Genomic DNA, 18,154 nt, shown 5'->3' with positions numbered 1-18,154 from the left:
TACCAGTGTTGTATGGGGTCAAGACAGTCGCTCTTTGGCCAGCTTGGCACCTTCGGCCAGGGCTTGGAGCTTGCGCCATGCGATGTTGCGATCCATCGGGGCCAGGCCGCAGTTGGTGCAGGGGAACAGGCGCTCTTTGGGCACAAACTCCAGCGCCCGGGCAATGGTGTCGGCTACTTCTTCAGGGGTTTCGACCACCTCGGTGGCCACATCAATCACGCCGACCAGCACGTCCTTGCCCGCCAGCAACTGCATCAGATGGGGCGGCACGTGGGAGTGGATGCATTCCAGGCTGACCTGGTCGATGCGGCTTTGGGCCAGTGCCGGGAAGATGGTTTCGTACTGCCGCCACTCATCGCCCAGGGTGCTTTTCCAGTCGGTATTGGCTTTAATACCGTAGCCGTAGCAGATATGCACGGCCGTGGTGCAGGTCAGGCCCTGGGCGGCGCGTTCCAGTGCCTGCACGCCCCATTCGGCGGCCTCTTGCATATAGACGTTGAAGGCGGGTTCATCAAACTGGATGATGTCCACCCCATCGGCCTGCAGGGCCAGTGCTTCTTGGTTGAGCAGCTCGGCAAAGGCGAAGGCCATTTTGACTTTGTCGCCATAGAAGCGGTCGGCCACCGTATCGACGATGGTCATGGGGCCAGGCAGGGTGAATTTGAGTTTTTTCTTGGTATGGGCGCGGGCCAGTTGGGCTTCAAAAGCGTGCACCCGGCCTTTGAGGCGCAGCGGGGCCACCACCTGCGGCACCATCGCGTCGTAGCGGTTGTTGCGGATGCCCATCGTGACTTTGTTCTGAAAGTCGATGCCTTCGACCTGCTCCAAAAAGCCATGCACAAAGTGCTGACGCGCTTGCTCGCCATCGCACACGATGTCCAAGCCTGCATCTTCCTGGGCCTTGATCCACAGCAAGGTGGCATCGGCTTTGGCTTGCAACAGCGCATCGCCCTCGGCTTTCCATTGGGGCCAGAGTTTGTGGGTTTCGGCCAGCCAGGCGGGTTTGGGCAAGCTGCCGGCGATGGAGGTTGCAAACATGCGGGGGATTCCTTTCATACCAATAAAAAGCCGTGCGCACTGGCTGCAGGGGGCGCAGCGGTGCGCACGGACTGGGTGGCCCGCATGGTAGAGGGGTCTGTGAGTGAAAGAAAATGGTTTTATTTCACCCATCTATGAATGGTAGTCATGTGAGCACCCCCAACCCGCTGGGCTGATCTGTGCTGATTTGGGGCGATCTGGGCTGCTGGCTACTCCACCACCGTCAATTTAGCAATCGCCAGCGCCAGCCATTTGCTGCCGTGGCGCGGGAAGTTCACTTGGGCGCGGGCATCGTCGCCCACGCCTTCGATGGCCAGGACGCGGCCTTCGCCAAACTTGGCGTGGAACACGGTTTGGCCTTTGGTAATGCTGCCAGTGTTCTTTGAAGCAAGAGCTGTATCCGCTGATTTAATAATGTTTTCAGAATTAAATGTATTTGAAAACCTTGTTGAGTAAGCGGAAGCAGCTTCTTTTTTAGGACTAAAACTGCCAAACCCGCGTGCGCTGAGGTGCTTTACGCAGGCGCTGGGCAGCTCATCGAGAAAGCGGCTGGGCAGGTTGAAGCTGGTGCGCCCGTGCAGCATGCGGCTTTGCGCGTGGCTCAGGTACAGGCGCTGGCGGGCGCGGGTGATGGCCACGTACATCAGGCGGCGCTCTTCCTCCAGACCGCCCTTGTCGCTCAGGGCGTTTTCGTGGGGGAACAGGCCTTCTTCCAGGCCGACGATGAACACGGCATCAAACTCCAGCCCCTTGCTGGCGTGTACGGTCATGAGCTGCACGGCATCCTGCCCGGCCTGGGCCTGGTTGTCGCCCGCCTCCAGTGCAGCGTGGACGAGGAAGGCTTGCAGCGGCGAGAGGGTTTCGCCGGTGTCGGCATCGGTGCCAGCCAGCGGTTGGTTGAGCAGCGGCAGGCGGGGGTCAATGCCCTGGCTGGCCGGGCTTTGCGTGAGCGCGGCGGGGGCGGCGCTGGCCGTTTCATCCAGCGGCAGGGCGATGGCATCTTTGCCAAAGCCTTCTTGCAGCACAAAGCTTTCGGCGGCGTTGATGAGTTCGTCCAGGTTTTCCAGGCGCTCCTGACCTTCTTTGTCGGCGCGGTAATGCTCTTGCAGGCCGCTGGCGTGCAGCACATGTTCGATGGTGTGGCGCAGGCTTTGCCCGGCCACGGCTTCGCGCATCACGTCGATCAGGGCGTGAAAGCTGCGCAGCTTGGCCCCGGCCGCGCCGCTGACCAAGGTGGTGGCATCCAGCAGGCTGCAGCCGGTCTGGCGGGCTTCTTCCTGCAAGGCTTCGATGCTGCGGGCGCCGATGCCCCGGGCCGGAAAGTTCACCACGCGCAAAAAGCTGGTGTCGTCCTGCGGGTTCTCCAGCAGGCGCAGGTAGGCCAGGGCGTGCTTGATTTCCGCGCGTTCAAAAAAGCGCAGGCCGCCATACACGCGGTAGGGGATGCCGGCATTGAACAGGCGGCTTTCCAGCACGCGGCTTTGGGCGTTGCTGCGGTAGAGCAGGGCGATTTCCTGGCGCGGGAAGCCGTCGTTTTTGGTGAGCGCCTGGATTTCCTCGACCAGCCAACGCGCTTCGTCCAGATCGGTGGGCGCTTCGTGGATGCGCACCGGTTCGCCCGCGCCCTGGTCGGTGGTCAGGTTTTTGCCCAGGCGCTGGCTGTTGTTTTCAATCAAGGCGTTGGCGCAGTCCAGGATGTTGCCGTGGCTGCGGTAGTTGCGCTCCAGCTTGATCTGGTGCGGCACGGCAAATTCGCGCAAAAAGTCTTGCATATTGCCCACGCGTGCGCCGCGAAAGGCGTAGATGCTTTGGTCGTCATCGCCCACGGCCAGCACGCTGCTGGTGCCGACGATGCGCCCGTCTTCCATTTCCCCGGCCAGCAGTTTGAGCCACTGGTATTGCAGCTTGTTGGTGTCCTGGAACTCATCGACCAGCAGGTAGCGAAAGCGCTGTTGGTAGTGCTGGCGCAAGGCCGGGTGGTCGCGCAGCAGCTCGTAAGAGCGCAGCAGCAGTTCGGCAAAATCAACCACGCCCTCGCGCTGGCACTGGTCTTCGTAAAGTTGGTACAGCTCGACCTTTTTGCGCGTATCCGGGTCGTGCGTAGGCACATCTTTGGGGCGCAGGCCGTCTTCTTTGCAACTGGCAAAAAACCAGCCCAGCTGCTTGGGCGGGTAGCGCTCGGTATCCACGTTGAAGGCCTTGCACAGCCGCTTGATGGCCGAGAGCTGGTCTTGCATATCCAGAATCTGAAACGTGGCGGGCAGCCCCGCCGCCTGGTGGTGCGCCCGCAGCAGGCGGTTGCACAGGCCGTGGAAGGTGCCCATCCACATGCCGCGCAGGCTGATGGGCAGCAGGGCGGACAGGCGCGTTTGCATCTCTTTGGCCGCTTTGTTGGTGAAGGTGACGGCCATGATGCCGCCGGGCGAGGCATACCCCATGTGCAGCAACCAGGCAATGCGCGTGGTCAGCACCCGCGTTTTGCCAGAACCGGCCCCTGCCAAAATCAGCGCATGGCCTTGGGGCAGGGTGACGGCGGCCAGTTGCTCGGGGTTGAGGCCGTGCAGCAGGGGCAGGTCAGGGGCGTTGGGGGAGGAGGGAGAAAAAAGTGGGGCAGACAAAGGCATCGGGCGATTGTAGGAGGGGCCGCCGCCGGGGCACTGCCGCCAGGTTGGTTTATTGCGACGCAATTTGTCGTAGCAGGCAGGCATCATGGCCTCCAGATGAATGGAGCTGCTATGGTGAAAAAATATTTTCGTACTCGACCCACTTACAACGCCACCGAGGCCCTTGCTCCGATTGTGCGGTTGTGGATTTTGCGCATCTTGCACCCTCTGGGGGGCTACAAAGAGTGGGTGCAAAACCACGGTTTTCGCTGCGATGAGTTGGCCAGCGCCCTGGGGCTGCAGGCGTGGCTGGACGAAGGCGAACGCCCTTTTGATGCGCGAGCGGTGCGTCTAGAGCTGCGCCAACGCTATAGCGCCGCCGAAAGGCAACGCCACCGAGTCCACCCCCACGCCATCATGCGCAGCAACACCCAGCGGCTGGCCGCGCTGGCTAACCTGAGTCCTGTGGATGAGCAGATTTTGGCGTTTGCCTGTGCCATTCACCAAGAGCCGTTGTTGGAGTCTGCGGCGGATTATTTGGGTAATTTGTCTTCTGCCCGCGTAGCGGCTTGCTTGGCGGTGATTTTGGATTTTCCCGTGCAGGACATTCGCACCGCTTTGGCACCGCAAGCCGTTTTGAGCCGCACCGGCTTGGTGGTGCTGGACCGCAGTGGCCCACGCCAATTGCGGGGGTGTTTGGACTTGCTCTCAGGCAGCTTTGCCGACCGCATGCACAGCGAAACCAACGACATCTTGCAACTGCTGCGTGGTGTCGTGCAAGCGGCCCCACCTGCGCAATTGGCTCTGGAGGACTATCCCCACATCCAGCCCCAGCTGGACATCGCCCTGCCTTACCTGCGCCAAGCCAGCCAGCAAGGCCAGCACGGCGTGAATTTTTTCATCCATGGCAGCCCCGGCACGGGCAAAACCGAATTGGCCCGCACCCTGGCTGCGGCCTTGGGCTGTGAGCTGTTTGAAGTGGCCAGCGAAGACAGTGATGGCGATCCCATCAATGCCGAACGGCGTTTGCGTGCTTTGCAAGCGGCACAAAGCTTTTTCAGTCAGCGCCGGGCGCTATTGATGTTTGATGAAGTCGAAGATGTTTTTAACGATAGCACCCACCCACTGGGGGGCAAAAGCACCGCCCAGCAGCGCAAGGCCTGGGTCAATCGCATGCTGGAAAGCAATCCGATGCCCACCTTGTGGCTCTCAAACAGCGGGGCGCTGGATGCGGCCTTTATCCGCCGCTTTGATATGGTGTTTGAGTTGCCCGTACCGCCGCAAAGCCAGCGCTTGCGCATCATCGACCAGCAGTGCCAAGGCTTGTTGGATAGCCCAGCGATGCACCGCATGAGTCAGTCCGAGCACCTGGCTCCTGCCGTAGTGGCCCGGGCGGCCAAAGTGGTGCGCAGCATGCAAGCATGCCCCCTCGAGCAAGACCAAAGTCAAACACCATGCCCTGCCGTGGCGCTGGAGCGCTTGGTCAATAACACCCTGCAAGCCCAGGGCCACCCCAGTTTGCAGCGCCAAGCAGCCAACCAACTGCCCCAGGTGTACGACCCGGCCTTCATCCATGCCGATGCTGACCTGGCCGCCATTGCCCAAGGCGTCGCCAGACACAAAAGCGCCCGCTTGTGCCTGTACGGGCCACCAGGTACCGGTAAAACCGCTTATGGCCGCTGGCTGGCGCAGCAGCTGGATATGCCACTGCTGGTCAAGCAGGCCTCTGATCTGCAATCGATGTGGGTGGGGGAATGCGAGAAAAACCTTGCCCACGCCTTTCGTGCCGCCGAACAGGATGGTGCGCTGCTGTTGATCGACGAGGTGGACGGCTTTTTGCAAGACCGCCGTGGCGCACAGCGCAGTTGGGAAGTGAGCCAAGTCAATGAAATGCTCACGCAAATGGAAAGCTTCAGCGGCGTATTCATCGCCACCACCAATTTGATGCACGGGCTGGATCAGGCCGCGCTGCGGCGCTTTGACCTGAAAGTGAAACTCGATTTTTTGCGCCCTGAGCAAGCCTGGGCGCTACTGCTGCGCCACTGTGCGCAGCTGGGGTTGGCCACGCCTGGCAGTTCTGAGCAATCCCGCCTGGCACGGCTGCGCTATGTCACGCCAGGGGATTTTGCGGCGGTGCTGCGCCAGGGGCGATTCAGGCCGCTGGCCGATGCGGCGGCGCTGGTGGCGCAGTTGGAAGCGGAGTGTGCCTTGAAGGAGGGAGCGAAAGGGGTGATGGGATTTGTGTGAGCAGCCTCACAGATCAGTAAAAATGAATCTGATTGCAAAAACAATAGCATTTGAAAAGACAAGGACAAGCACATGACCATCCAAGCCACTGGGGTGAGCGCCATCAGCATCGGCGACCTGCTGGAGCAAAACCTGCGCATTCCTCAATACCAGCGCCCCTACAGTTGGCAACCCGCCACCGCTTTGCAATTGCTGGATGACCTGCGAGATGCGCAGGCCAGCAAGGCACAAATCCCTTACGTCCTGGGAGCGGTCATTCTTCATGCGCGTGCGGGCTGGCTCGATGTGGTCGATGGCCAGCAAAGGTTGCTGACCTTGAAGATGATTTTTGCCATCCTTCAATCCGACCACGCCCTGGCCCTAGACAAAGCGGCTGACAACAATCCGGTCAAACTGGTTTGGCAGGCGCTTGAGCAGAAATTGGCAAGGCTGGATGGAAAGGGAAAAGACGATCTTCTGGACTTCATCCGCACCCGCTGCCAGTTGGTGCGCATCGTGACCGACGATGTGGATGAAGCCTTTCGGGTGTTCGATTCCCAAAATTACCGAGGCAAACCACTGGCCCCCCACGATCTACTCAAGGCCTACCACCTGCGCGAGATGCGTGGCGAATCGACGGCAATGCAAGCGGCTGTGGTGCAAGCCTGGGAATCGGTCGATGACAAACAACTCAACCGACTGTTCTCAACCTTTCTGTACCGCATTGCCTGCTGGTCGCGTGGCAAGAGTGCGCCGGGATTTTCGATACACGATATTGGAATGTTCAAGGGTATTTCGCCCAAAGCCCGCAGTGGATTTTTGCTGCCCAGCGAACGCTATCACCTGGCTGCGCAAGCCGCGATGCCGCTTTTAACGGCCTGGATCCCCTCGACGGAGCACGATGCCCGGGATGTAGGCCGCAGCCGTTTCCAACTGGATGCCCCGCCAATTGCAGGCCGCCCTTTTTTTGAAATGGTGTCGTTCATGCTCCAGGAATTGGCGGTGCTGGAAAAAGAGGCCAAGGAATATGCGGGTGCGTTTGATGGCTCGCAAAGCCGCTATCGCTATGTCTATGAGCTATTCATTGCTGCGTTGCTGTATTTCACCAATAAATGCGGCACCCACGAATTTAGGCATGCGCGTGACACCTTGTTTGCATGGGCCTACGCCCTACGCGTAGCCATGACCCGCGTGCAATTCGCCTCTGCCGACAACCGGGCGCGGGGCAAGGATGCTGCATCGCCCTTCGTCCTCATGCGCAACACCGCCCCTGTGCAGGCACTCAGACAACTTTCCGTGCAGCTCAAGCCACCCCACGCAGAACACGAAAAAGCCCTCGTGGCCTTTATTACCAAGACAAATACACCATGAGTGCCAACGCAATGAATCCCGATGCATTGAAACCCGAGTTGCTGACAGTGGATGAGCTATTCAGCCATGGCAACGTGTACACCGTGCCGATCTATCAGCGCAACTACGCTTGGCGGGCAGTGCAGATTGAACAGCTCATCAGCGATATTCAAGATGCGGCAATGGGCCATGAGAGCAGCTATTTCTTGGGCAACCTCGTCGTCACACCAAGAGCCAAGCCCAACGACTTTGAAGTGATTGACGGCCAACAGCGCCTGACCACGCTGTACCTGCTTTTGACTTTTTTGGAGCATGTCGGTCCCCAACCCTACGACCGCCATAAAGGTCGACTGCAATATGAATCACGGGCGCGCGCTTCAGAGGCGCTGCGGCGGGTGGGTCAGGCATCCTATCGAGACGGCAGGCAGGTGCAAGATTCTTTGACTGAGGAAGATGGCGGTATCCATGAGGGCTTCAATATCATCCACCAAACCATTGAAACAAAATTTCGTGACTCGGTCAGCCGGGGGAAGTTTGCCGAGTTCTTGCGTTTCAAAGTCACCGTGGTGCGTGCGTCGCTGCCGCCGACAACCGACCTGAACCGTTATTTCGAGATCATGAATACACGCGGCCAGCAGTTGCTGCAGGTGGATATCGTCAAAGCGCGACTGATGAGCAAGCTGCCGGATGCCGAGCGTGCCGGCTTCGCCTGGATTTGGGATGCCTGTGCCGACATGGACACTTACGTGCAAATGTCATTGGCCCGGGGCGATACAGGCTTGCGCAGCACGATCTTTGGCGATGACTGGTGCTGGCTGGTGCCTGCGGACTTCAACGCATTGCTCCGTATGCGTTCGCAATTCGATGCCTCTACCTCTACCTTTTCAGCAGTCGCAGCCTTGTCGCTGGAGGATGCATTGCAAAAATACGCCCAGGCCCATGTGCAGAAATCCAGCGCTGATGAAGGTAACGAGCGTTTTCGCTCAACCATCGAATTTTCGGTTTTTCTGCTGCATGTCTTAAAGGTCAAAAATGGCCAGGGTGATGAAAACGAAGGGCAGCTCGACGATAAGCACTTGATCGCATCGTTCACCAATGCCATGCCCACAGATCATGAGGTGCAATGGGTGCGGGACTTCGCTTTTACCCTGCTCAAATGCCGCAACCTTTTTGATGCTTTCATTTTGAAGCGCCAGTTCACGGCCAGCACCGACAGTGAAGAGGGCGACTGGTCTTTGCAGCGCCTGCAGAAAAACACCAGCAGCGCGAGACCCGACTATCCGCCTACCTTCTGGCAAAACGCTACGACCGATGAGAGAGAGCCCGACACCACGACCCGCGATGCGTTGCTACTGCAGTCTATGCTGCGCATCACCTACACCTCGCCGCGCACCATGCACTGGATCACCCAGACCCTGCAGTGGTTGGTCCGGCAAGAGAAGCCAGGCACCATTACCAGTGCTGGTCTGGTCGATTTATTGCAGAACTATGCCCGCGCCAAAGTGAAATCTGCTTTTTTTGACACTAAGGAGCCGTCCGACGAGCAGCCCAATGCGCATCCACAAGGCTTTGGCATTGCCCGGATTGTTTTCACCTACCTAGACTATTTGTTGCTGGACGAGGCAACGAAAAAGGACTTCAAATTTCAATTTCGCACCTCGATCGAGCATTTTTATCCGCAGCACCCAGATAAACAGCAGTCCGGTGCTGAGGTCACAGACAAAAAACTGCACCTTCTGGGCAATCTTGCGCTGGTAAGCGTCGGCGCAAACTCCAAATTCAGCAATAGTTTTCCAAAGGCCAAGGCCGAGAACTTCAAAGACATCATCGCCCAACAAAGCCCCAAGTTGCGGCAGATGGCAGACATTGCCCTGCGCGATGGCTGGGGCGACGCACAGGTGCAAGCCCACCACAGTGCGATGCTTACAACACTGCAAAACGCGCTAGGGTCGCATCTGAATATGCGAGACTGAAAGGCATGCCCCAACGCTCCGACACCCTGGAAACCACCCTGCTGGCGCTGGAAATCCTGCGCCACATTCCACGCAAACACAAAATCACCGCCAAGGAGTTGCAGCAGAAACTGCAGTGCGCGGGCATCAAACGTGACCTGCGCAGCGTGCAGCGGCTGATGGCGGCGCTCAGTGACAGCGCAGCGCTGGGCATAGAGCGCGATGACCGCAGCAAGCCCTATGGTTTTCGCTGGCAAGAACAGGCACGCGGCATGGCCCTGGGTCAGCTCACGTTGCACGAATCGCTCTTGCTGCAATTGGCACAGGAGCACCTCAAGCACCTGCTGCCGGTTCATCTGATGCAATCCATGGATGGCTTTTTTGCCCAGGCACGGCGCAATCTGGATGGGCAGAGCCCCAACGAACGCCTGGCCCGGCAATGGTCGAGCAAGGTGCGCGTGGTGGCTACCAGCCAGCCTTTGCTGCCTCCGGCGATTGCTCCGGGTGTGCTGGAAGAAGTCAGTGAGGCGCTGTACGCCAACCGCTGGTTGGAGCTGGATTACCAAAATGCGGCCGGGGTGCGCAAGGCCGTCAAAGTCATGCCCCTTGGATTGGCCCAGCAAGGCCCACGCCTGTACCTGGTGTGTCGGTACGAGGGCTTTGATAACGAGCGCAGCTTGGCGCTGCACCGCATTCGCAAGGCGCAAGCCTCCACCCTGGGTTTTGAGCGCCCGACAAATTTTGATTTTCAGCGGTATGACGACGATGGCCGGTTTGGCTTTGGTGAGGGAGAGCGGGTGCGTTTGACATTTGAAGTTGAACGCGATGCTGGATTTCACCTGCGTGAAACGCCTCTGTCGCATGACCAGCAGGTTGAAGATTTGGCCGATGACTGGCTGCGCATTACGGCCACTGTGGTCGATAGCGCCATGCTGCACTGGTGGCTGCGTGGCTTTGGGACTGCTGTGCGAGCAGTGCAGCGCGACCCCATTCTTGCGTGAGCACGGCCCCTCATCGGTACAATCAAGCACCGGGCCCAAGTTTCTTGCGGCTCGGTTTTTTTATGCCTGTACGGTTTTGCAGGCATGGCCGAGCCTTTCAAGCCAAGCGCCCCAGCGCACAGGATGCCCCTGCTGCAGCCTTACTTTTTGGAGCTTGGATTCTTTATGGAAATTTTTGACTACGACAACATCCTGCTGCTGCCGCGCAAGTGCCGGGTAGAGAGCCGCTCAGAGTGCGATGCCAGCGTGCAACTGGGCGCACGGCGCTTCAAGTTGCCGGTGGTGCCAGCGAATATGAAAACGGTGCTGGACGAATCCATTTGCCGCTTTCTGGCAGCCAATGGCTACTTCTACGTCATGCACCGCTTTGACGTGGACAACGTGGCCTTTACCCGCGATATGCAAGAGCGCGGGCTGTTCGCCTCGATCTCGCTGGGGGTGAAAGCGCCGGATTACGCCACGGTGGATCGGTTTGTGGCCGAGGGGCTGTGCCCGGAATACATCACCATCGACATCGCCCACGGCCATGCCGAGAGCGTGCAGAAGATGATCGCCTACCTGAAGGCGAAGATTCCCGCCGCCTTCGTCATCGCCGGCAACGTGGGCACGCCCGAGGCGGTGATTGACCTGGAAAACTGGGGCGCGGATGCCACCAAGGTGGGCATTGGCCCCGGCAAGGTGTGCATCACCAAGCTGAAAACGGGCTTTGGCACCGGCGGCTGGCAGTTGTCTGCGCTGAAGTGGTGCGCCCGTGTGGCGACCAAACCCATCATTGCCGATGGCGGCATTCGCAGCCACGGCGACATTGCCAAGAGCGTGCGCTTTGGCGCGACCATGGTGATGGTCGGTTCGCTGTTTGCCGGGCATGAGGAATCGCCCGGCCAGACGGTGGAGGTGGATGGGCAGCGCTTTAAGGAGTATTACGGCTCGGCCAGCGACTTCAACAAGGGCGAGTACAAGCACGTTGAAGGCAAGCGCATCCTGGAGCCGATCAAGGGCCTGCTGGCCGATACGCTGATCGAGATGGAGCAGGACGTGCAAAGCTCCATCAGCTACGCCGGGGGCACGCAGTTGATGGACATCCGCAAGGTCAATTACGTGATCTTGGGCGGCGGCAACGATGCCGAGCACATCTTGATGTAAGCGCCCAGGCCAGTCGCGTTGCACGGGCGCTGCACCCGGCTAGGCACCGCCCGGCCCGCGATCGCGATAAGGCTCTGGGGGCGTTGGGTCCCTAGGGAAAAAACGCCGTGGGTCTTGGTGCTGCGCTGGGGGCGGGACGTGCCCATGGGGGCGCTCAGGCCTGGCCCCAGGCGGCGCTGGGACGCGGTGCCCCCTGGGCGGATGTTGGGCATGTGGGGGCGGCCCAGGGCGATGGGCGTGGGGTGGTGGCCCAGGGCGCACGTGCGGTGGCGGTGCCGGGCGCACGTAGTGCCAGCGGCCCGGTTGCCAATGGTAGCGCTGGCCGCTCCAGACCCAGCGGCCCTGGCTCCAGGCATAGCCCGGCCCTGGCGGGCGGGGGCGGCGCTCAGCACGTGGCGGCGGTGGATGGCCATAGCGGTGGACGTGATGGCCTTCGTAGCGATCATGGCTTTCGTAGTTTTCGTAGCGATCGTGGTGACGATAGCCCCCTTCCACAGGCATGACCACACAGCCCGACAGCAGCGCTGCGCTGGCCAGTACAGCGCCCATGCGGGCGGAAAAAACAGCAGATAAGCGCTTCATGGCAAAACTCCTTGGGTATCTGGGTGGGCAAGACTGCGCAGTGCAGTGTGGCGTGTAGCCCTGCAATCTCCCATAACGAAACAGCCCGGTCATATGCTGACCGGGCTGGGTATCGTTGTGCTAAAGCGCAAGTAAAGTTTGTATCTGTGCCGTAACGATCAATTGCCCCGGGACTGCAGGGCGGCAATGCGCTCTTCGATCGGCGGGTGGGTGGAGAACAGTTTGCCAATGCTCCCGGCAATGCCCATGGCCGCCATGTTTTTGGGCATTTCGCCCGGATGCATGCCGCCCAGACGGGCCAGGGCGTGCTGCATGGGTAGGCTACTGCCCATCATGTCGGCGGCCCCGGCATCAGCGCGAAATTCGCGCTGGCGCGAGAACCAGGCCACGATGATGGCGGCGACAAAGCCCAGCAAAATGTCCAGCACAATCGTCGAGACGTAGTAGCCAATGCCCGGGCCGCTGGATTCGCGGTCATCACCCTTGCGCAAAAAGCTATCGACCGCATACCCAATCAGGCGCGAGAGGAAGACGACAAACGTGTTCATCACCCCCTGAATCAGCGTCATGGTGACCATGTCGCCATTGGCCACGTGGGCCACCTCGTGGCCGATCACCGCCTCAACTTCCTCGCGCGTCATGCCTTGCAGCAGACCGGTAGAGACCGCCACCAAGGCACTGTTTTTAAACGCGCCGGTAGCAAAGGCGTTGGGCTCCCCCTCGTAAATGCCCACTTCCGGCATGCCAATGCCCGCTTTCAGGGCAAAGTTGTGTACGGTTTGCACAATCCAGGCCTCATCGGCATTGCTGGGCTGGTTGATGATGCGCACGCCCATGCTCATCTTGGCCATGGGCTTGCTCATCAAGAGCGAAATAATCGCCCCGCCAAACCCCATGATGAAGGCAAAGCCCAGCAAAGCGCCTAAATTAAGCCCATTGGACGTTAAGAATCGGTTCACCCCCAACAAGTTGGCGGTAATCCCCAACACCGCCACCACGGCAATATTGGTCAATAAAAATAAAGCGATGCGTTTCATACAAGCAAGGTGAAGTAGGTTGGTGCTGCCTTAGGTAAGGCAGGGTTACAGGACTTCAAGCGCCGCCCGCGCGGGACGGAAGACCATGGAGTCATCATAGAAATAAAAGTTCGCATTCTCTGCGCACCACCCCGGAATGCCCAGCACCGGCAGCGGAAAGAAGGGCTTGGTAGCCAAGTGCTCAGCCTGCAAGGCATGGGCCCAGCTGGTGTCGATAGATTGATCTTTTTTGATAGCTGTTGGCGCTTGGTAGATATGCGCCGTAATGCCTTTTCTTGGATAAACAAGTTTTTCCAATAAAGCATGCCCTAGGGGGTACAACTGCGCCTGCTGCCACAGTGGCCGCAGGGTCACAAACGCCAGCTGCCACTGCCGCGTCTGCAGCGCGTGCAGCAAGGCGGCCGGGGCGACGAGCAAAGCAGCATTCTCATCCAGCAACGTGAGCGCATCGCGCAGCGGCCCGCGCCGGGCTTGCACCCCTTGGGCCTGCACCGCTGCGCCGTGAATCTGGTTCATCCGCCGCTTGGTCTGCGGCCAATGCAGCCACATCAACCCATTGAAAAAATCATGCAAGTTATCCCGCGTGGGCACCTGGGCGCGCTCTAGGATGAATTGCTCATAAGCCATGCCCGAGGGCAAATCTGCCTGCGGCACAAAGCGCACCCCAGGATCGGGGGCTGCGCCCTGCGCTACCAAGTGATTAAAGGCCTGCGCCACCGTGGCACCAGCAAGCACCTGCTGCGCCGCAGCCTCTCCCAGTGCCGCATAGCGCTCTAGCCACGGGGCGTGCCAGTTGATGGCTGCCAAAGGGGTGCGTTTATCGTGGTTCATTTTTTGTTTTTTTGCGCACGGCCACCAGCGAGGTGCCTTCGTTTTTGAATTCAAAATCTTCGACCGCCACCAGCAGCTTGGTCAAAGTGGCATAGCCGTAGTTGCGCGGATCAAACGATGCCTTGTTGCCAATTTGTGTGCGCAAGGCACTGACTGGCACCCAGCCCGCGTCGTCTTGCAAAGCCTGCACGGCAGAGCGCAGCAAATTCATTAAGCGCGTGTTTTGGCGTAGCTGCGCCGTTTGCATGCGCCCGGTAGCTGCGGTTTTAGGAGCTTCTTGCGCTTTATTAGTAGTCTTTTCAGGCTGTTTTTCCTCTAAAGCCAAGTCTAGTTCAGTGGTTGGGACTGCACAATTTGTGTTTTCTTCGGCACTGGGCACCTCCTGCGGCCCGCCCAACGATTCCAGATACAAAAACCGCGAGCAGGCGTTCACAAACGCCTTGGGTGTCTGGTCGGCACCAAAGCCATAAACCTGCACTCCTTTGGCCCGCAGGTGCATGACCAGCGGGGTGAAGTCGCAGTCGGACGAGACGATGCCAAAGGCATTGGGCCGCTCGGTATACAGCAGCTCCATCGCATCCACCGTCATGGCCATGTCGGTAGCGTTTTTGCCCTTGGCGTAATCGAACTGCTGCATAGGCCGCAGCGCGTAATCGAGCAGCTTGCTCTGCCAGCCGCTCAGGTGCGGCTTGGTCCAGTTGCCGTAAATGCGGCGGATGCTGATCTCGCCCAGGGTGGACAACTCTGTCAGGATGTCGTCCACCTTCTCGGCTGGCGCATTGTCGGCATCAATGAGCAAGGCAATGCGCGGCTGCGGCGTGCTGTGCATGTCAGGCCGCCAGCAGCTTCCACCCCAGCGCCTCGCCCGCCGCCAAGGGTTTGAGTTCAGCGCCTTCGCCAAAGGCAAAGCTTTCGGGCGGGGTCCAGGTTTGCTTGACCAGGGTAACGGTGCTGGTGTTGCGCGGCAGGCCGTAGAAGTCGGGGCCATGGAAGCTGGCAAAGCCTTCTAACTTATCCAGCGCACCCGCCGCCTCGAAGGCGGTGGCGTACAGCTCCAGCGCGGCGTGCGCCGAGTAGCAGCCGGCGCAGCCGCTGGCGTGCTCTTTCAGGTGCGCGGCGTGGGGGGCGCTGTCGGTGCCCAGGAAGAATTTGCTGCTACCGCTGGTGGCCACTTGCACCAGCGCTTGGCGGTGCTCTTCGCGCTTGAGCACGGGCAGGCAGTAGTAGTGCGGGCGAATGCCACCGGTAAAGATGGCGTTGCGGTTGAACAGCAGGTGCTGCGGCGTGATGGTGGCACCGACAAAGCGGTCGGCCTCGCGCACGTAGTGGGCGGCTTCTTTGGTGGTGATGTGTTCGAAGACGATTTTCAGCTCGGGGAAGTCGCGGCGCAGCGGGATCAATTGCTGGTCGATAAAGGCCGCCTCGCGGTCGAACAGGTCGATGTCGCTGCTGGTGACTTCGCCGTGGACGAGCAGCAGCAGGCCCTCGCGCTGCATGGCTTCCAGCACCGGATAAATTTTGCGCAGATCGGTCACGCCAAAGTCGCTGTTGGTGGTGGCACCGGCCGGGTAGAGCTTGCAGGCGACGATGCCGGCCGCCTTGGCGCGGGCGATTTCCTCGGGGGCGAGGTTGTCGGTCAGGTACAGCGTCATCAGCGGCTCAAACGGCACGCCTGCGGGCACGGCGGCCAGGATGCGTGCTTTGTAGGCCAGTGCCTGCGCGGTGGTGGTCACCGGCGGTTTGAGGTTGGGCATGATGATGGCGCGGGCAAATTGCGCTGCCGTGTGCGGCACGACGGCGTGCATGGCAGCGCCATCGCGCACGTGCAGGTGCCAGTCGTCGGGGCGGGTGAGGGTCAGGGTGGTGGTGGTCATGGCAGGGGTGGTTCAGGGCGCAGGAGCGCAGGTTGTCGATGGCGGTGTGGTGGCTGTGGCCGTGGATTGCTGCTTAAAGGAGCTGTATCCGCTTGTATTTCAATAGATTTACAAACTTATGTCTAAAAATCATTGATATACATGCGGATGCAGCTCTTTTTTTACTGGCTTGACAAGGCTTCCCAGCGCTCCAGGGCCAGCATGAGCGCCGCTTCAATCTCTGCATCGCGTGCATGCAGGGCCAAAGCGCGGGCATTGTCTTGGGCGTAGATTTGCGGGTCTGCCAGCGTGGTGCGCAGGCTGGCTTGCTCGGCCTCCAGCGCTTCAATGTGTGCGGGCAGTTGCTCCAATTCGCGTTGCTCTTTGTAGCTGAGCTTGCGCTTGGGGGGCGTGGCGGCGGGAGGGGTGATTTTTTCTTCCTTGATGGAAGGGGCGGATGCGGCAGTCGGCGTGGCCGGGGTTTTTTGGGCTTGTTCGGCCCAGGCCTGGCTGCGCTGTGATTGGGTGAGCCAGTCTTGCACGCTGCCTTCGTACTCGCGCCACAGGCCATTGCCCTCGGCGGCGATGATGCTGGTGACTACGTTGTCCAAAAAAGTGCGGTCGTGGCTGACCAGGAAGACGGTGCCCTCGTACTGCTGCAGCAAGTCTTCGAGCAACTCCAGGGTTTCAATGTCCAAATCGTTGGTTGGCTCATCCAGCACCAAAACGTTGGCCGGGCGGGCAAACAGGCGGGCCAGCAGCAGGCGGTTGCGCTCTCCGCCGGACAACGAGCGCACCGGTGAGTGGGCCCGGGCAGGAGAGAATAAGAAATCCTGCAAATAGCTTTTCACATGCTTTTTGCTCTTGCCAATCTCAATCCATTCGCTGCCCGGACTGATGAAATCCTCCAGCGTGGCATCTAGGTCGATTTGTGCCCGCATCTGGTCAAAGTAAGCCACCTGCAGGTTGTTGCCCAAGCGCACTTGGCCGCTATCGGGGGCCAGCTCGCCCAGAATCATCTTGAGCAGGGTGGTTTTGCCAGCGCCATTGGCCCCCAGCAGGCCCACCTTATCCCCCCGCAAAATGGTTCCGCTGAAGCGGCTAACGATGGTTTTATCGCCAAATTGCTTAGAAACATCGCTTAATTCAGCCACGATCTTGCCCTGGTAGCTACTGTCTTTGCCAGAAGCAAGCTCCATCTGCACATTGCCCAGGGTCACGCGCCGCGCTTCGCGGTTGGCCCGCAAGGCTTTGAGGCGCTCTATCCGGCTGACGCTGCGGGTGCGCCGGGCCTCTACCCCTTTGCGAATCCAGATTTCTTCTTGTGCCAACAGCTTGTCGGCCTTGGCGTTGAGCACCGCTTCTTGCTGCAGCTGCTCGGCCTTGAGCTGCTGGTACTGCGAGAAATTACCCGGATAAGAGCGCAGCTGCCCCCGGTCTAACTCAACAATGCGTGTGGCAATGCGATCGAGGAAGGCCCGGTCGTGGGTAATCGTGACCACGCTGCCTTTGAAGCCGAGCAGCAAATCCTCTAGCCAGGCAATCGAGTCCAGGTCCAAATGGTTGGTTGGCTCGTCCAAGAGCAAGACATCCGGCTTGGCGACCAAGGCTTGCGCCAAGGCCACCCGCTTTTTGGTGCCCCCGGAGAGATCGCCCACTTTCGCCGAGGGATCCAGGTGCAGGCGCTGCAGCGTGGCCTGCACCCGCTGCTCCCAATTCCACGCATCCAGCGCCTCAATGCGTGATTGCAGCTGGTCCAAATCAACACCAGGGTCGTGCGCCAGGTATTTTTCGCGCAAAGCAGCCGCTTCGGCCAAGCCCAGTGCCGCAGCCTCAAAAACGCTGTGGGTCGGCTCCAGATCAGGCTCTTGGGCCACATAGGCAATGCGCAAATCGGTTTGCAGCTGCAATTGCCCATCGTCTGCGTGGGCCAAGCCGCCAAGAATTTTTAGCAAGGAAGATTTGCCCGCCCCATTGCGCCCAATCAGGCCTACGCGCTCAGCACCCTCAAGAGAAAAATCCGTGTGGTCTAACAAAGCAACGTGGCCAAACGCCAGTTGCGCATTTAATAGTGTGATGAGTGCCATAAGGGGTAAATTATCCAAGGGAAGCTTGTGCCAGCGTGCAAGGATAAAGAAGTCCAGAATTTCCGGGAAAACCCCAATCTCATGCTATAGTTCGCCCCCTCGCAACGACAAGCGGCGGGGCGGTGATTCAGAAGAATCGCTGGCCCGGAAGAAAATTTTCTTCACCACTTGTCAGGTGCACAAATTTCTGTGTACAATGCAAGGCTTCGCTAAACAAGCAGCTTGAAAGAGTTCAAAAGTTAGCGAAAAGTTTTAAAAAATCTTTTTTGCTTTTTTAAAACAAACAGCAAAACGCTGTGCTAGAATACAAGGCTTCGCTGATTACAGCGGTGCTTAGAAGTTGCAAAACTTCTGTTTGAGATCTTTAACAAGATACAGCCGATAAGCGTGGGTATTTGGTGGTGGATAGAAGTTTGCCATTAAATACTCATGTGAATATGAAGTGAAGTTC

13 protein-coding genes are annotated in these 18,154 nt (G+C 59.3%); 5 read left to right on the top strand and 8 right to left on the bottom strand.

Annotated elements, in window-relative coordinates:
• Window positions 1–18: 18 nt before the first annotated feature.
• Together J1777_RS06965 and J1777_RS06960 are read right to left on the bottom strand one after the other, a co-directional pair.
• Complete coding sequence (locus tag J1777_RS06965; protein WP_207575093.1) at window positions 19–1,038, bottom strand: methionine synthase; 1,020 nt, start codon at window positions 1,036–1,038, stop codon at window positions 19–21.
• Window positions 1,039–1,247: 209 nt separating this feature from the next.
• Window positions 1,248–3,662, bottom strand: coding sequence for a UvrD-helicase domain-containing protein (locus J1777_RS06960; RefSeq protein ID WP_207575092.1), 2,415 nt, complete (start codon window positions 3,660–3,662; stop codon window positions 1,248–1,250).
• Between the two features lie 111 nt (window positions 3,663–3,773).
• Here J1777_RS06960 and J1777_RS06955 point away from each other — a divergent pair, with 111 nt between their 5' ends.
• The 5 genes from J1777_RS06955 to J1777_RS06935 all read left to right on the top strand — a co-directional run bounded on the left by J1777_RS06955 (window position 3,774) and on the right by J1777_RS06935 (window position 11,313).
• Window positions 3,774–5,888 (top strand): AAA family ATPase, encoded by a 2,115-nt coding sequence (locus J1777_RS06955; protein ID WP_242700433.1) that lies wholly within the window; start codon window positions 3,774–3,776, stop codon window positions 5,886–5,888.
• A 72-nt stretch (window positions 5,889–5,960) separates the two neighbouring features.
• Window positions 5,961–7,238 (top strand): DUF262 domain-containing protein, encoded by a 1,278-nt coding sequence (locus J1777_RS06950; protein WP_207575091.1) that lies wholly within the window; start codon window positions 5,961–5,963, stop codon window positions 7,236–7,238.
• Window positions 7,235–9,190, top strand: coding sequence for a DUF262 domain-containing protein (locus J1777_RS06945; RefSeq protein WP_242700432.1), 1,956 nt, complete (start codon window positions 7,235–7,237; stop codon window positions 9,188–9,190). Before J1777_RS06950 ends, J1777_RS06945 begins: the two co-directional genes overlap by 4 nt.
• 5 nt (window positions 9,191–9,195) lie before the next feature.
• Window positions 9,196–10,170 (top strand): helix-turn-helix transcriptional regulator, encoded by a 975-nt coding sequence (locus tag J1777_RS06940; RefSeq protein ID WP_207575090.1) that lies wholly within the window; start codon window positions 9,196–9,198, stop codon window positions 10,168–10,170.
• A 165-nt stretch (window positions 10,171–10,335) separates the two neighbouring features.
• A complete protein-coding gene (locus J1777_RS06935; protein ID WP_207575089.1) occupies window positions 10,336–11,313 on the top strand; it encodes a GMP reductase in 978 nt (325 codons plus the stop codon).
• 39 nt (window positions 11,314–11,352) lie between these two features.
• Here J1777_RS06935 and J1777_RS14460 read toward each other — a convergent pair whose 3' ends face one another.
• The 6 genes from J1777_RS14460 to J1777_RS06905 form a co-directional block, all read right to left on the bottom strand.
• Window positions 11,353–11,814 (bottom strand): hypothetical protein, encoded by a 462-nt coding sequence (locus tag J1777_RS14460; RefSeq protein ID WP_278253497.1) that lies wholly within the window; start codon window positions 11,812–11,814, stop codon window positions 11,353–11,355.
• A 239-nt stretch (window positions 11,815–12,053) separates the two neighbouring features.
• A complete protein-coding gene (gene htpX, locus J1777_RS06925; RefSeq protein WP_207575088.1) occupies window positions 12,054–12,932 on the bottom strand; it encodes a protease HtpX in 879 nt (292 codons plus the stop codon).
• A 45-nt stretch (window positions 12,933–12,977) separates the two neighbouring features.
• Window positions 12,978–13,763, bottom strand: coding sequence for a DUF3025 domain-containing protein (locus J1777_RS06920; RefSeq protein WP_207575087.1), 786 nt, complete (start codon window positions 13,761–13,763; stop codon window positions 12,978–12,980).
• Window positions 13,750–14,592 carry an NYN domain-containing protein gene (locus J1777_RS06915; RefSeq protein ID WP_207575086.1) on the bottom strand — a complete coding sequence of 281 codons (843 nt, stop codon included), beginning with the start codon at window positions 14,590–14,592 and terminating at the stop codon, window positions 13,750–13,752. Before J1777_RS06915 ends, J1777_RS06920 begins: the two co-directional genes overlap by 14 nt.
• Window position 14,593: 1 nt before the next feature.
• Window positions 14,594–15,637: a dihydroorotase gene (gene pyrC, locus J1777_RS06910; RefSeq protein ID WP_207575085.1), complete on the bottom strand. Its 1,044-nt coding sequence runs from the start codon at window positions 15,635–15,637 to the stop codon at window positions 14,594–14,596.
• Window positions 15,638–15,798: 161 nt separating this feature from the next.
• The gene (locus tag J1777_RS06905; protein ID WP_207575084.1) at window positions 15,799–17,703 is read right to left on the bottom strand and encodes an ATP-binding cassette domain-containing protein; all 1,905 of its coding nucleotides are present in this window, start codon (window positions 17,701–17,703) and stop codon (window positions 15,799–15,801) included.
• Between the last annotated feature and the right edge of the window lie 451 nt (window positions 17,704–18,154).

The sequence above is a fragment of the Comamonas denitrificans genome (genome assembly GCF_017368815.1).
GTDB classification, from domain to species: domain Bacteria; phylum Pseudomonadota; class Gammaproteobacteria; order Burkholderiales; family Burkholderiaceae_C; genus Comamonas; species Comamonas denitrificans.
Note: the sequence above shows the minus strand (reverse complement) of the source record. Positions and strands in the feature narration are given on the sequence as shown.

Excerpts from the sequence above, each read along its gene's own strand:
- J1777_RS06940 (WP_207575090.1), top strand. The coding sequence starts at position 9,196 with ATGCCCCAACGCTCCGACACCCTGGAAACCACCCTGCTGGCGCTGGAA.
- J1777_RS06960 (WP_207575092.1), bottom strand. The coding sequence starts at position 3,662 with ATGCCTTTGTCTGCCCCACTTTTTTCTCCCTCCTCCCCCAACGCCCCT.
- pyrC (WP_207575085.1), bottom strand. The coding sequence starts at position 15,637 with ATGACCACCACCACCCTGACCCTCACCCGCCCCGACGACTGGCACCTG.
- J1777_RS06965 (WP_207575093.1), bottom strand. The coding sequence starts at position 1,038 with ATGTTTGCAACCTCCATCGCCGGCAGCTTGCCCAAACCCGCCTGGCTG.
- J1777_RS06945 (WP_242700432.1), top strand. The coding sequence starts at position 7,235 with ATGAGTGCCAACGCAATGAATCCCGATGCATTGAAACCCGAGTTGCTG.
- J1777_RS14460 (WP_278253497.1), bottom strand. The coding sequence starts at position 11,814 with ATGCCTGTGGAAGGGGGCTATCGTCACCACGATCGCTACGAAAACTAC.
- htpX (WP_207575088.1), bottom strand. The coding sequence starts at position 12,932 with ATGAAACGCATCGCTTTATTTTTATTGACCAATATTGCCGTGGTGGCG.
- J1777_RS06905 (WP_207575084.1), bottom strand. The coding sequence starts at position 17,703 with ATGGCACTCATCACACTATTAAATGCGCAACTGGCGTTTGGCCACGTT.
- J1777_RS06955 (WP_242700433.1), top strand. The coding sequence starts at position 3,774 with ATGGTGAAAAAATATTTTCGTACTCGACCCACTTACAACGCCACCGAG.
- J1777_RS06915 (WP_207575086.1), bottom strand. The coding sequence starts at position 14,592 with ATGCACAGCACGCCGCAGCCGCGCATTGCCTTGCTCATTGATGCCGAC.
- J1777_RS06920 (WP_207575087.1), bottom strand. The coding sequence starts at position 13,763 with ATGAACCACGATAAACGCACCCCTTTGGCAGCCATCAACTGGCACGCC.
- J1777_RS06935 (WP_207575089.1), top strand. The coding sequence starts at position 10,336 with ATGGAAATTTTTGACTACGACAACATCCTGCTGCTGCCGCGCAAGTGC.
- J1777_RS06950 (WP_207575091.1), top strand. The coding sequence starts at position 5,961 with ATGACCATCCAAGCCACTGGGGTGAGCGCCATCAGCATCGGCGACCTG.